This is a genomic window from Streptomyces sp. NPDC045021 (genome assembly GCF_056432645.1).
This window is the reverse complement of sequence record NZ_JBWKIQ010000002.1, coordinates 371,669-384,364: the sequence shown is the minus strand read 5'-3', so window position 1 is coordinate 384,364 and position 12,696 is coordinate 371,669. Positions and strand designations below refer to the sequence as shown.

Sequence of the window (12,696 nt, the reverse complement as noted above, 5' to 3'; positions counted from 1 at the left end):
GGGGCGGCGGTCTCGCGCGTGCCGCATACGCGCCGACCCTTCCCTCACCACTCACCGTGGAGTCCTGCCTCATGAACAGTTCCCGCATGCGCCGCCTGACCACCGTCGGCGCGCTCACCGGTTCCGCGCTGCTGATGGCCGTCGTACCGGCCTTCGCCCATGTCTCCGTCCAGCCCGGCACGGCCCCCAAGGGCGGCTACAGCACCGTCGCGTTCAAGGTCCCGAACGAGCGGGACAACGCCTCGACGATCAAGCTCGAAGTGAACCTGCCGGCGGACCACCCGATCGCGTCCGTCTCCACCCAGGCCGTGCCCGGCTGGAAGGTGGAGGTCACCAAGACCAAGCTCGCCAAGCCGCTGACCATGCACGGCAAGCAGATCACCGAGGCCGTCACGAAGATCACCTGGAGCGGCGGCACCATCGAGCCCGGCCAGTTCCAGCAGTTCCCCGTCTCGTTCGGCCCGCTTCCCGACGACACGGACCAGCTGGTCTTCAAGGCCCTCCAGACGTACTCGAACAACGAGGTCGTGCGCTGGATCGAGGAGGAGAAGCCCGGTGCGGCCGAGCCGGCGAACCCGGCGCCCGCGCTGAAGCTGACCGCGGCGGCGGACGCCCACGGCGCCGCGGCCCCCGCCGCCGACACCAAGGCGAAGGACACGACGACCGCGGCGGCCGCGAATTCCGACAGCAGCGACTCGACCGCGCGGATCCTGGGCATCGCCGGAATCGTCATCGGCGTCATCGGTGTCGCGTTCGGTGTCCTGGCGGGACGCCGCCGCACCTCCGCCTGACGCACCGGCCGGGCGGCCGTAAGGCACGTTTTCGGCACTTCTGATGCTCCGTTCCGCAGAACCGGGACCTGCGGGCCCGGTTCGCCGTTGCATCAGTACGCCGTCGACCGGTACGGCCGCCCGGCCCCGCCATCGCACTCCTCGGGAATCCTCAATGCGCACAACGATCAAGATCGGCGTGGCCCTGGCGGCCGTCGCGGCCCTCGCCGGATGCGGGGCCTCCGGCGGCGACTCCAAGGAGCCGCTCGCGGTCGTCTCCGGAGCGGCGTCCAAGCCGGGCACCCTCCTCGACGCCCCCTTCAGCAAGCCGGAACTGACGCTCACCGACACCCACGGCAAGCCGTACAACCTGGTCAAGGAGACGGCGGGCCGTCCCGTTCTGCTCTTCTTCGGCTACACCCACTGCCCCGACGTGTGCCCGACGACGATGAGCGACCTCGCCATCGCCACGTCACGGCTGTCCAAGGCCGACCAGGAGAAGCTGCGGGTCGTGTTCGTCAGCACCGACCCCGAACGCGACACCCCTCAGCGCCTCGGCGAGTGGCTGGCCGCCCAGGACAAGAACTTCATCGGTCTGACCGGCGACTTCGGCACGATCCAGAAGGCCGCCAAATCCGTCGGCATCGGCATCGACAAACCGGTGAAGGAGAAGGACGGCAGCATCACCGTCACGCACGGCGCCGAAGTCCTGGCCTTCTGGCCGAAGGACGACAAGGGGCATGTGCTCTACATGTCGGGCACCACCGCGGACGAGTTCGCCGCCGACCTGCCGAAGATCATCGGGAGCGTGGCCCCGTGAGGCGCCGGACGCCCGCGACAGCCGTCGCCCTGACGGTCGCCCTCGCCGCCGCCCTCGCGCTCGCCGGCTGTTCCTCGGCGTCGGACGCCTCGGCACACGCCGGCGCGAAAGGGCCGAAACTCTCGGTGAGCGGGGCGTACATACCGCAGCCGGTGATGGCCGACATGGCCGCCGGGTACTTCACGGTCACCAACACCGGCGACACCGACGCGGAACTCACCTCGGTCAGCAGCGACCTGGCGGCCGACATCACCATGCACACCACCGCGGAGAACCGGATGCGCAAGGTGAACTCCCTCACCGTGCCGGCGGGCGGGCGGCTTACGCTCAGCAGCGGCGGCAACCACCTGATGCTGATGGAACTCACGCACAAGCCGGTGGCCGGCGACAAGGTCTCCATGGAACTGCACTTCGCCGAGGCCGGCCCGATCGGCGTCACCGTGCCGGTCGAGCCGACCGGCTACCGGCCGAAGGACTGAGGGGAGCAACGATGACCATCAGGCGTGCGCTGGTCGTACTGGGCGCCCTGCTCGCCGTCGTGCTCGGGGCCGCCGCCCCGGCTTCGGCGCATGCCGCGCTGCTGAACACCACCCCCGGGGAGGACTCCGTCGTCAAGACGGCGCCGCAGCAGGTGCTGCTCACCTTCTCCGAAGGAGTGCTGCTGTCCGCCGACTCGCTGCGGGTCCTCGACCCCGCCGGCGGCCGGGTGGACAGCGGCACACCGCAGCACGCCAACGGCAACAGCTCCACCGCCGTGGTCGCGCTGCGCGCCGGGCTCGGCGACGGGACCTACACCGTCGCCTGGAAGGCCGTCTCGGAGGACAGCCACCCGGTCGCGGGCGCGTTCACGTTCTCCGTCGGGGCCCCGTCCAAGACCACCGTCGTCCTCTCCGAGCAGGACCAGGCCGTCGGCGGCGGCCCCGCCGGCGTCCTCTACGGCATCGGGCGCTACGTCGCCTACGCCGGATTCGCGCTGCTCGTCGGCGCCTCCGTCTTCCTCGCCGTGTGCTGGCCGCGCGGCGCGCTGCTGCGCCCCATGCAGCGGATCGCGGTCGGCGGCTGGGTCGCGCTCGTCGCGTCCACCATCGCGCTGCTGATGCTGCGCGGGCCCTATGTGAACGGCAGTGGGCTCGGGGACGCGCTCGACCTCGGCGTGATGCGCGACGTCCTGAACACCCGCCCGGGCGCCGCCCTGCTGTCCCGGCTGCTGCTGCTCGCCGCCGCCGCCGTCTTCCTGGCGGTCCTGTTCGGCTCGTACGCCAAACGCGGGACGCCCACCAACGAGAGCGAGCGCGCCGAGCGCGCCGACCTCGCCTGGGGTCTGGGCATCGGCGGCGGGGTCATCGCGACGGGTATCGCCGCGACCTGGGCGATGGCCGAACACGCCTCCGTCGGCATCCAGTCCGGCCTCGCCATGCCGGTCGACATCGTGCACCTGCTGTCGATGGCGGTGTGGCTGGGCGGCCTGACCGCCCTGCTGACCTCGCTGGTGGCGGGGCTCGGCATCGAACGCGAAGCCGTCCAGCGCTTCTCGCGCATCGGCTTCGCGGCGGTGACGACGCTGGTCGCCACCGGCATCTACCAGTCCTGGCGGCAGCTCGGCTCGTGGGACGCCTTCGTCTCCACCTCGTACGGGCAGCTGCTGCTCGTCAAGATCGGCCTGGTCGTCCTGCTCGTCGAGCTGGCCTGGCTGTCGCGACGCTGGACCGCGCGGCTCGGTGCGCCCGCCGTCTCCGTCACCGCCGCGGCGGCCGTCAAGCGGCCGGAGCGCGTCGTGGCCGGCTCGTCCACCGACCCCGCGCGCCAGGCGCAGCTGCGGCTCCAGCGCACCGCGCGGGACAAGACCCAGGCCAAACGCACCCGCGAGGCGGACCTCGAACGCAACGGGCTGCGCAAGTCCGTGCTGGCCGAAGTCGTGGTGGCCGTCGTCGTCCTCGCCGTGACGACGCTGCTCACCGGCACCCAGCCCGGCCGCGCGGCGCAGGAGAAAACCGGTTCCGCGCCCGCGCCCGCCACCTCGTCGGGGCTGCCGCTCAGCGTGCGCATCCCGTACGACGCGGGCGGCGCCAAGGGGAAGGGCCAGGCCCTGATCACCATCGACCCGGGACGGGTCGGCCAGAACGAGGTGCACGTCCTGATCTCCGGCGCGGATCCGGTGCCGGTCGACGTGCCCGAGGTGAAGCTCGACTTCACCCTCAAGGCCAAGAACATCGGGCCGCTGTCCGTACCGCTCCAGCACCTCGACGTCGGCCACTGGACCGCGGCCTCGGTACAGCTGCCGATGGCCGGGACCTGGCAGGTGTCCATCACCGTGCGGACCTCGGAGATCGACCAGGTGACCGAGACCAGGAACGTAGAGATCACGTCATGACCGAGCAGCAGACGACCGGCGAACAGACCACCGACGGGCGGATGCCCGGGCAGCGCGCCGCCGACGAGCCCCCCGCCGCGCGGGCCCTCACTCGGCGGCGGCTGCTCGGCACCGCGGGAGCGGCCGGCGCGGCGGGCCTGATGGTCGGCGGCGCGGGCGGGGCCCTCGGCAGCGCGGTCCTGCGGGACGGGCCGACGACCCTGACCTCGGTCGGCTCGACCCGCGTCCCCTTCCGCGACGGCACGCACCAGGCCGGCATCACCACCCCCCAGCAGGCCCGCGGCCACCTGGTGGCCTTCGACCTCGCCGCAGGCCAGACCCGCAAGAACGTCGCGGCCCTGCTGCGGCGCTGGTCGAGCACGGCCGAGCAGCTGGTCGGCGGCCGACTCGACGCCGACGACGACCAGATCGCCTTCGACGCGGGCCCGAACTCGCTGACGGTCACCTTCGGGTTCGGCGGTTCGCTGTTCACGAAGACCGGCCTGCAGGACCAGGCGCCGCAGGCCCTCGCACCGCTCCCGCCGTTCTCCGCGGACGCGCTGGACCCGGCCCGCAGCAACGGCGACCTGTGGGTGCAGATCGGCTCGGACGACGCACTCGTCGCCTTCCACGCCCTGCGCGTGCTGCAGAAGACCGCGGGGGACAGCGTCCGGGTGCGCTGGCAGATGAACGGCTTCAACCGCACCCCGGGCGCGACCCTCCGGCCGATGACGTCACGCAACCTCATGGGCCAGGTGGACGGCACCAACAACCCCAAGCCCACCGACCCGGACTTCGACGGGCGGATCTTCGTGCCGGCCGGCGGCACGGCCCGCTCCCCGCAGTGGATGGCGGGCGGCTCGTACGCGGTGGTGCGCCGGATCCGGATGCTCCTCGACTCCTGGGACCATCTGTCCGTGGAGCGGCAGGAGAAGGTGATCGGCCGCCGCAAGTCGGACGGCTCGCCGCTGTCCGGCGGCACCGAGACGACCCCCGTGGACCTGGACAAGCGGGACGACCGGGGGGCGCCGGCCATCGCCGGCGACGCGCACATCCGGGTCGCCGCACCTGCCTCGAACGGCGGAGCGGCGATGCTCCGCCGGCCGTTCTCGTACCACGACGGCATCGGCGCCGACGGAACCCCGGACGCCGGTCTGCTCTTCGTCTGCTGGCAGGCCGATCCGCAGCGCGGATTCGTCCCCGTGCAGCGCAAGCTGGACCGGGGGGACGGGCTGTCCCGCTTCCTGCGCCACGAGTCGAGCGGCCTGTTCGCGGTCCCCGGCGCGCCGGGCCCCGGTGAGTACGTGGGGCAGCGGCTGCTGGAGTCGTGAATCCGTCCGGCGCATTAGGGTGACGGTATGTCGGCGAGCCGCTACACGTATCTGGGTCCTGAAGGCACTTTCACCGAGGCCGCGCTGAGAACGCTGCCCGAGGCGGCGACCCGGGAGCTGGTCCCCATGGTGTCGGTGCCGGCGGTGCTGGACGCCGTGCGCAACGGTGAGGCCGGCGGAGCACTGGTGCCCATCGAGAACTCGGTGGAGGGCGGCGTGACCGCCACCCTGGACGAGCTGGCGACCGGCGTGCCGCTGATGATCTACCGCGAGGTGCTGCTGCCGATCGCGTTCGCGCTTCTCGTGCGACCGGGCACCAAGCTCAGTGACGTGAAGACGGTGACCGGCCACCCGGTCGCGCAGCCGCAGGTGCGCAAGTGGCTGCGGACCCAGCTGCCGGACGCGCTGTGGGAGTCGTCGGCGTCGAACGCGGACGGTGCGCGGCTGGTGCAGGAGGGCCGGTTCGACGGCGCGTTCGCGGGCGAGTTCGCGGCGCCCACGTACGGTCTCGAACCGCTCGTCACCGAGATCCATGACGCGAAGAACGCGGCGACGCGCTTCGTGCTGGTCGGCCGCCCGGCCCGGCCGGCGGCGCCGACCGGCGCGGACAAGACCTCGGCCGTGTTCTGGCTGGGGGACGACCACCCGGGCGCGCTGCTGGAACTCCTCCAGGAGTACGCGGTGCGCGGTGTGAACCTGGTGCGGATCGAGTCGCGGCCGACGGGCGAGGGCATCGGCCGGTACTGCTTCTCGGTGGACTGCGAGGGGCACATCACCGACCGCCGGGTCAGCGAGGCGCTGATGGGGCTCAAGCGGATCTGCCCGCAGGTGCGGTTCCTCGGCTCGTACCCGCGGGCCGACGAGGTCCGTCCCCAGGTGCGCCCCGGAACGACCGACGGCGAGTTCACCGAGGCCGCGGACTGGCTGGGCCGGGCGCTGGACGGACGGGGCTGAGTTGTCCACCGAGTTATCCACAGGCCTGAGCTCCAGCCTGGGGATAACTGGGGATAAGTCGACAGACCAATCTGACCTAGTCGACAAATCGGTACACAGGCACCGAGGCCGTCCACAGTGGCGCAGGTCGGCCTTCGTCAGCCCAATTCCTCTGATCAACTCTATAGGGGGAACACTTCTCACTCGAAAGTGAGTGTTAAGCGGGTTTGGACCGGGAATCCTTCGCCGAGCACCGGGCGTCCGGAACGATCAACTCCGTCTTCCACAGTTCGCACACACAACCTGTGGACAAAGGAAAAGAATCCCCATCCACCTGTGGATAACCGGGGTCCGCACCCCCTCTCAACTCCCGTTCTCCACAAGGATGGTGCCTCGATGGAGGGATGCGGTGAATTCGGTTGACGGTGACCTTTTGTCCGTTATTGGATTTCGCTCCCCTTTTCCGAGAAACGGACATAACACCACTTAAAGCCCTTAACTTGTCGCGTCGGGCCCCTCCGCCCCGGTAGCCTGTAGCCGTGATTGACCTTCGCCTGCTTCGTGAGGACCCCGACCGTGTGCGCGCCTCCCAGCGCGCCCGTGGAGAGGACGTCGCGCTCGTCGACGCCCTCCTCTCCGCCGACGAGCGGCGCAGGTCGTCCAGTCATCGCTTCGACGAACTGCGCGCCGAGCAGCGCCAGCTCGGCAAGCTCATCCCCAAGGCCCAGGGGGACGAGAAGACCGAGCTGCTGAAGAAGACCGGCGTGCTCTCGGCCGCGGTCAAGGCGGCGGACGCGGAGCAGAACGAGGCCGCCCAGGAGGCCCAGCGCCTGCTGCTGCAGCTCGGCAACCTCGTCCACCCGGACGCGCCGATCGGCGGCGAGGAGGACTTCGTCGTCCTCGAGCAGCTCGGTGCCCCGCGCGACTTCGCCGCCGAGGGCTTCGAGCCCAAGGACCACCTGGAGCTGGGCGAGATCCTCGGCGCCATCGACGTGGACCGCGGCGCCAAGGTCTCCGGCTCGCGCTTCTACTACCTGACGGGCGTCGGCGCGCTGCTGGAGCTGGCCCTGGTCAACGCGGCGATCGCGCAGGCCACCGCGGCCGGCTTCGTCCCGATCCTCACCCCCACCCTCGTCAAGCCCGCGGCCATGGCCGGCACCGGCTACCTCGGCCAGGTCGAGGACGACGTCTACTACCTGGAGAAGGACGACCTGTACCTGGTCGGCACCTCCGAGGTCCCGCTCGCCGCGTACCACATGGACGAGATCATCGACGCGGCCAAGCTGCCGCTGCGGTACGCCGGCTTCTCGCCGTGCTACCGCCGCGAGGCCGGGTCGTACGGCAAGGACACCCGCGGCATCATCCGGGTGCACCAGTTCGACAAGGTCGAGATGTTCGTCTACACCACTCCGGAGGACGCGGAGGCCGAGCACCAGCGGCTCCTGGAGTGGGAGAAGCAGTGGCTGACCGCTCTGGAGCTGCCGTTCCAGGTGATCGAGCTCGCCTCGGGCGACCTGGGCTCCTCGGCATCGCGCAAGTTCGACTGCGAGGCGTGGATCCCGACCCAGGGCAAGTACCGCGAGCTGACCTCGACGTCGAACACCACCGAGTTCCAGTCCCGCAGGCTGTCGATCCGGCTCCGTGACGAGAACGGCACGCGCCCGCTCGCCACGCTCAACGGCACGCTGTGCGCCGTACCGCGCACCATCGTGGCGATCCTGGAGAACCACCAGCAGGCCGACGGCTCGGTCCGGGTCCCGGAAGTACTGCGCCCGTACCTGGGCGGCCGTGAGTTCCTGGAGCCGGTCGGCAAGTGAGCTCCTCCAAGCCCCTCCCGTACCGCCTGATCGCCACCGACCTGGACGGCACGCTGCTGCGCAGCGACCACACCGTCTCGGAGCGGTCGCGGACGGCGCTCGCCGCGGCCACCGCGGCGGGCGCCGCCCACATCGTCGTCACCGGCCGTTCCGTGCCCTGGGCCCGGCACATCCTGGACGACCTGGGCTACGAGGGTCTGGCGGTCTGCGGCCAGGGCGCGCAGGTCTACCACGCGGGCGAGCACCGGCTGCTGACGTCCGTCACGCTCGACCGCCGACTCGCCGGGCTCGCGCTGGCGAAGATCGAGGCCGAGATCGGCCCGCTCTTCCTGGCGGCGAGCCGGGACGGCCTGGACGGCGAGGTACTGATCGGCGCGGGGTACCAGCACCATCCCGAGCTGCCGGTCATCCACATGCAGGACCACAGCGAGCTGTGGAGCGCCCCGCTCAACAAGCTCTACCTCCAGCACCCGGGGCTGGGCGACGACGGTCTGGCCCAGGTCGCGCGAGAGGTCGCGGGCGATCTGGTCGGGGTGACGATGGCCGGCGAGGGCATCGTCGAACTGCTGCCGCTCGGCCTCAGCAAGGCCACCGGCCTCTCCATCGCCGCCCGCCGGCTGGGCCTGACGGCGGCCGACACGATCGCCTTCGGCGACATGCCGAACGATCTGCCGATGTTCGCGTGGGCCGCGCACGGGGTCGCGATGGCCAACGCGCACGACGAGCTGAAGGCCGTCGCGGACGAGGTCACCACGTCGAACGACGATGACGGCATCGCCGTCGTCCTGGAACGGCTCTTCGCAGCCACCGCTTAGGGCCTGTCCGGCCTGGGCCCTGTCCGGCCTGGGCCCTGACCGTCGTGGGCGCTGACCGTCCTGGGGCCCTGACCGTTGAACCGACCGGTAGTACCGTGCGTTGCCATGACGGATTCCCGGGTCAATTCGGCCGAGCCCACGTCCGGTGCGGTTGAGGCCGGTACCGGCAGCGACCTGCACCTGGAGCTGACCGGGCCCGGCGGCCGTCGCGCCTCGCTCATGCGGGCGCTGCGCGAGGCGATCCGTACCGGCCGCCTCGCCCCCGGCACCCGGCTGCCGCCCTACCGCTCGCTCTCCGCCGACCTCGGCATCGCCCGCAACACCGTCGCGGAGGCGTACGCCGAACTGGTCGCCGAGGGCTGGCTCACCGCCCGACAGGGCTCGGGCACCCGCGTCGCGCCGCGCACCTCGCCACCGAAACCGAAACCGGCCCCCGCGAGCGCCACCGCGCCCTCCTCGCACGTCGCGCGGCCCGCGCACAACCTGCTGCAGGGCCAGCCGGACGCCGGCAGCTTCCCCCGCGCCGCCTGGCTCACCTCCGCCCGGCGGGCTCTGACCGCCGCGCCCACCGAGGCGTTCGGTCCCGGTGATCCGCACGGCCGTCCCGAACTGCGCGAGGCGCTGGCCGAATACCTCGCACGCGCCCGTGGGGTGCGCACCGACCCGGCCGGGATCGTCGTCTGCTCGGGCTTCGCGCACGGCCTGCGGCTGCTGACCCAGGTGCTGCGCGGCCCGATGGCCGTCGAGGCGTACGGCCTGCCCTTCCACCGCGGCATCCTGGCCGCGGCCCGGGTCCGTACGGTGCCGCTCGCGGTCGACGCGGAGGGGGTTCGTACCGGCGAGCTGGCGACGAGCGGCGCGAAGTGCGTGCTGCTCACCCCCGCCCATCAGTTCCCGACCGGCGGGCCGCTCGGTCCGGGGCGGCGGGCGGCCGTCGTCGACTGGGCCAGGAGGGCGGGCGGCATCGTCCTGGAGGACGACTACGACGGGGAGTTCCGGTACGACCGGCAGCCGGTCGGCGCGGTGCAGGGGCTCGACCCGGAACGGGTCGTCTACCTCGGCTCGGTCAGCAAGAGCCTGTCACCGGCGGTGCGGCTGGGCTGGATGGTGCTTCCCGCCCCGCTCGTGGACCAGGTGCTGGCGGTCAAGGGCGAGCGGGAGGCCACGGCCGGCGCCCTGGACCAGCTGACCCTCGCGGATTTCATCGCCTCCGGCTCGTACGACCGCCATGTCCGCCGGATGCGGCAGCGCTACCGCCGGCGGCGCGACCAGCTCGTCGCCGCGCTGGCCGAGCGCGCCCCGCACATCGGCGTCTCCGGTGTCGCGGCCGGGCTCCACGCCGTGTTGGAACTGCCCGCCGGCACCGAGAGCGCCGCCGTCCGGGCCGCGCTGGCGCAGGGTCTCGTGCTGGACGGGCTGGCCGGCTACCGCCACCCCGACAGCGCGATGGCGTTCCAGGACGGACTGGTCGTCGGCTACGGCACTCCGTCCGACCATGCGTTCAGTGGCGCTCTGGAAGCACTGATCCGGGCACTTCCGCCGTCCGGCGGGAGCTGACCGGGCGCTTCGTACGGTCCTCGGGACGCCCCGTACGCGGCTCCGGCCGGCGCGGACCGCCCGGGTTTCGCGCGGTCGGCGTCAGCGCGTAGCAGGCCAGGCCGATGAGGACGGCGGTGAGATGGCCGAGGTCGGTGAAGGTGCGGCTGGTGAGGACGGGCACGGTGAAGAACGTCAGGATCCCCAGCAGATACCCCCACCGCCAGGGGCGCGGCACCAGGTACGTCAGCACGCCGACGACGCCCGCCATCCCGTAGCTGACACCCACGTCGACGGTGTGGGCGAGGGAACGCGGCAGCCGGTCGTAATGGATGCCGAACAGTACGGCCTTCTGGCTGACGAGCGTGGCGCCGATGTGCGCGGTGGCGACGACGACGAGCCAGCGCCAGGTGCCCATCCAGCGTTCTGCGGGCGCGTGGATCAGCTCGTAGAAGACGAAGTAGATGGCGAAGCCGGACGGGGTCGCCACCCACAGGGCGCTGGCGAGCAGCACCCGGACCGGATGCTGCCGCAACTCGATGAGGTTGGTGCTGACGTGATGCAGCAGATACGCCCGCACGTGCGGTGACACGACGGCGACGACGCAGGTCGTGATCGTCAGGATCAGCAGCCAGATGTGCGTGCCGGGGGAGGAACGCACCCAGGAAGCGCCGAAGCGCCCCACACCCTGGAGGGTGATGCGGCGGCGTTCGACGGGCATCGGGGTGTCCTGCTCTGCGGCCATCCCCCACATCATCTGTCAGGGCCGCTCGACGCGGCCAATCGCGTTTCGGACGTTCTTGATCACGCGCTCTTGATCACGCGCCTGGTCACGCGCCCTTGATGGCGGAGATGTCGAAGCTCAGCTTGACCTGCTCGCCGATGAGGACCCCACCGGTCTCCAGGGCGGCGTTGTAGTTCAGGCCCCAGTCGGTGCGGTCGATCTTCGCGGTGCCCTCGAAGCCGACGCGCTCGTTGCCGTACAGGTCCTTGGCGGAGCCGTTGTAGGCGAGGTCGAGCGTGACCGGGCGGGTGGTTCCCTTGATGGTGAGGTCGCCCGTCATGCGGTACGAGTCCTCGCCGAGGCGCTCGGCGCCGGTGGAGCGGAAGGTGATCTCCGGGAAGGCGGGGGCGTCGAAGAAGTCACCGGTGCGCAGGTGCTCGTCGCGCTGGGCCTGGTTGGTGTCGATGCTGGCGACCTTGATGACCAGCTCGGCGGTGGACAGGTGCGGGTTGCTGCCGTCGAGGTGCAGTGCGCCCTCGTACTCGGCGAACTGTCCGCGGACGGTGGTGACCATCGCGTGCCGGACGGAGAAGCCGATCTCGCTGTGGGTCGGGTCGACGGTGTACTCGCCGGTCAGGTGCGACAGGTCGGCGGAGACGGGGGCGGTCGCCACGGCGCTGCCCGCGGTGTTGCCGTCGGTGGTCTTGGTGCGGCTGAAGAGGCCCATGATGTGCTCCTTGCTAGTGGTTTAACGTTCAACTTCATTCACCATAACTCCATTCCATTTAACTTTCAACAACCTCCCTCGGATGGATCCGAAGGCAGTTGTAGGATGACCGGATGACACTCCACGCAGCCGACCGCAAATCCCTGGTCGACACCGTCGTCGAGCAGCTCCGCGAACAGCTCGCCGCCGGCGCCTGGCAGCTCGGGATGCGCATTCCGACCGAGCACGAGCTGGCCGACCTCCTCGGCGTGGGCCGCAACACGGTCCGCGAGGCGGTCCGGGTGCTCGCGCACGCCGGCCAGCTGGAATCGCGCCAGGGCCAGGGCACCTACGTGATCTCCCGGGCCGACCCCGCAGCCGTGCTCCTGGGCATGCGCAGAGCCGGTATCCGCGACGTGCTGGAACTGCGGATCGCGATGGAGGCGGAGGGCGCCCGGCTGGCCGCCGTCCGGCGGACGCCGGAGGACCTGGAGCGGATGCGCTCCGCGCTCGGCAGCGTGCACGACCACGGCGCGGAACTGACCGGCGGGGCCCAGGCGGACGACGACGTCCGCTTCCACCAGTACGTGGTGGAGGCCGCGCACAACGCCGCGCTGACCGAGGTCTACCGCTACTTCAGCTCCTCGATCCGCGAAACGCTCCTCGCCGCGGTCGGCGACAGCGACATGCCGCCGATCGACCTGGCGACGCACACCGCGCTGGTCGACGCCATCGAGGCGCAGGACCCGCAGGCGGCCGACAGCGCCGCGCGGGCGCTGCTGCGCGAGCCGCTGCGCGCGGTCGAAGCCCTCCTCGCCGCAGCACCGGGCCGTTCGACAGAACCGGGCCGTTCGACCACCTGAACCACGGCACCCCCTTGGAAAGGCCCCCGCC

At 71.2% G+C, this 12,696-nt stretch carries 12 protein-coding genes; 10 read left to right on the top strand and 2 right to left on the bottom strand.

All coding sequences use genetic code 11. The features are described 5' to 3' along the window. Nucleotides 1-71 precede the first annotated feature (71 nt). From AC07DC_RS08765 to pdxR, 9 genes are all read left to right on the top strand, one after another. Nucleotides 72-791 carry a YcnI family copper-binding membrane protein gene (locus AC07DC_RS08765; RefSeq protein ID WP_478913248.1) on the top strand — a complete coding sequence of 240 codons (720 nt, stop codon included), beginning with the start codon at nucleotides 72-74 and terminating at the stop codon, nucleotides 789-791. A gap of 154 nt (nucleotides 792-945) precedes the next feature. After that, nucleotides 946-1,590, top strand: coding sequence for an SCO family protein (locus AC07DC_RS08760; protein ID WP_478913247.1), 645 nt, complete (start codon nucleotides 946-948; stop codon nucleotides 1,588-1,590). Continuing rightward, nucleotides 1,587-2,069 carry a copper chaperone PCu(A)C gene (locus AC07DC_RS08755; protein ID WP_478913245.1) on the top strand — a complete coding sequence of 161 codons (483 nt, stop codon included), beginning with the start codon at nucleotides 1,587-1,589 and terminating at the stop codon, nucleotides 2,067-2,069. Before AC07DC_RS08760 ends, AC07DC_RS08755 begins: the two co-directional genes overlap by 4 nt. An 11-nt stretch (nucleotides 2,070-2,080) precedes the next feature. Continuing rightward, on the top strand, nucleotides 2,081-3,961 hold the full coding sequence (locus AC07DC_RS08750; protein WP_478913243.1) for a copper resistance protein CopC: 1,881 nt from the start codon (nucleotides 2,081-2,083) through the stop codon (nucleotides 3,959-3,961). A 41-nt stretch (nucleotides 3,962-4,002) separates the two neighbouring features. Next, nucleotides 4,003-5,271: an iron uptake transporter deferrochelatase/peroxidase subunit gene (gene efeB, locus AC07DC_RS08745; protein ID WP_478914078.1), complete on the top strand. Its 1,269-nt coding sequence runs from the start codon at nucleotides 4,003-4,005 to the stop codon at nucleotides 5,269-5,271. Nucleotides 5,272-5,298: 27 nt separating this feature from the next. Continuing rightward, complete coding sequence (gene pheA, locus AC07DC_RS08740) at nucleotides 5,299-6,225, top strand: prephenate dehydratase (RefSeq protein WP_478913241.1); 927 nt, start codon at nucleotides 5,299-5,301, stop codon at nucleotides 6,223-6,225. A 518-nt stretch (nucleotides 6,226-6,743) separates the two neighbouring features. Then, nucleotides 6,744-8,021 carry a serine--tRNA ligase gene (gene serS / locus AC07DC_RS08735; RefSeq protein WP_478913240.1) on the top strand — a complete coding sequence of 426 codons (1,278 nt, stop codon included), beginning with the start codon at nucleotides 6,744-6,746 and terminating at the stop codon, nucleotides 8,019-8,021. After that, a complete protein-coding gene (locus AC07DC_RS08730; protein WP_478913238.1) occupies nucleotides 8,018-8,836 on the top strand; it encodes an HAD family hydrolase in 819 nt (272 codons plus the stop codon). Before serS ends, AC07DC_RS08730 begins: the two co-directional genes overlap by 4 nt. Nucleotides 8,837-8,941: 105 nt before the next feature. After that, nucleotides 8,942-10,393 carry a MocR-like pyridoxine biosynthesis transcription factor PdxR gene (gene pdxR, locus AC07DC_RS08725; RefSeq protein WP_478913236.1) on the top strand — a complete coding sequence of 484 codons (1,452 nt, stop codon included), beginning with the start codon at nucleotides 8,942-8,944 and terminating at the stop codon, nucleotides 10,391-10,393. Here the strand turns inward: pdxR and AC07DC_RS08720 are convergent. Beyond that, complete coding sequence (locus AC07DC_RS08720) at nucleotides 10,338-11,117, bottom strand: rhomboid-like protein (protein WP_478913234.1); 780 nt, start codon at nucleotides 11,115-11,117, stop codon at nucleotides 10,338-10,340. The genes pdxR and AC07DC_RS08720 overlap by 56 nt on opposite strands. A gap of 85 nt (nucleotides 11,118-11,202) precedes the next feature. Then, the gene (locus AC07DC_RS08715; RefSeq protein WP_478913233.1) at nucleotides 11,203-11,823 is read right to left on the bottom strand and encodes a YceI family protein; all 621 of its coding nucleotides are present in this window, start codon (nucleotides 11,821-11,823) and stop codon (nucleotides 11,203-11,205) included. Nucleotides 11,824-11,936: 113 nt separating this feature from the next. Here AC07DC_RS08715 and AC07DC_RS08710 point away from each other — a divergent pair, with 113 nt between their 5' ends. Continuing rightward, nucleotides 11,937-12,665: a FadR/GntR family transcriptional regulator gene (locus AC07DC_RS08710; protein ID WP_478913231.1), complete on the top strand. Its 729-nt coding sequence runs from the start codon at nucleotides 11,937-11,939 to the stop codon at nucleotides 12,663-12,665. Nucleotides 12,666-12,696 lie beyond the last annotated feature (31 nt).

Bases quoted from the DNA above. Each gene is read 5' to 3' on its own strand.
- efeB (WP_478914078.1), top strand. From the start codon at position 4,003: ATGCCCGGGCAGCGCGCCGCCGACGAGCCCCCCGCCGCGCGGGCCCTC.
- AC07DC_RS08765 (WP_478913248.1), top strand. From the start codon at position 72: ATGAACAGTTCCCGCATGCGCCGCCTGACCACCGTCGGCGCGCTCACC.
- AC07DC_RS08710 (WP_478913231.1), top strand. From the start codon at position 11,937: ATGACACTCCACGCAGCCGACCGCAAATCCCTGGTCGACACCGTCGTC.
- pheA (WP_478913241.1), top strand. From the start codon at position 5,299: ATGTCGGCGAGCCGCTACACGTATCTGGGTCCTGAAGGCACTTTCACC.
- AC07DC_RS08720 (WP_478913234.1), bottom strand. From the start codon at position 11,117: ATGGCCGCAGAGCAGGACACCCCGATGCCCGTCGAACGCCGCCGCATC.
- AC07DC_RS08750 (WP_478913243.1), top strand. From the start codon at position 2,081: ATGACCATCAGGCGTGCGCTGGTCGTACTGGGCGCCCTGCTCGCCGTC.
- AC07DC_RS08760 (WP_478913247.1), top strand. From the start codon at position 946: ATGCGCACAACGATCAAGATCGGCGTGGCCCTGGCGGCCGTCGCGGCC.
- pdxR (WP_478913236.1), top strand. From the start codon at position 8,942: ATGACGGATTCCCGGGTCAATTCGGCCGAGCCCACGTCCGGTGCGGTT.
- AC07DC_RS08715 (WP_478913233.1), bottom strand. From the start codon at position 11,823: ATGGGCCTCTTCAGCCGCACCAAGACCACCGACGGCAACACCGCGGGC.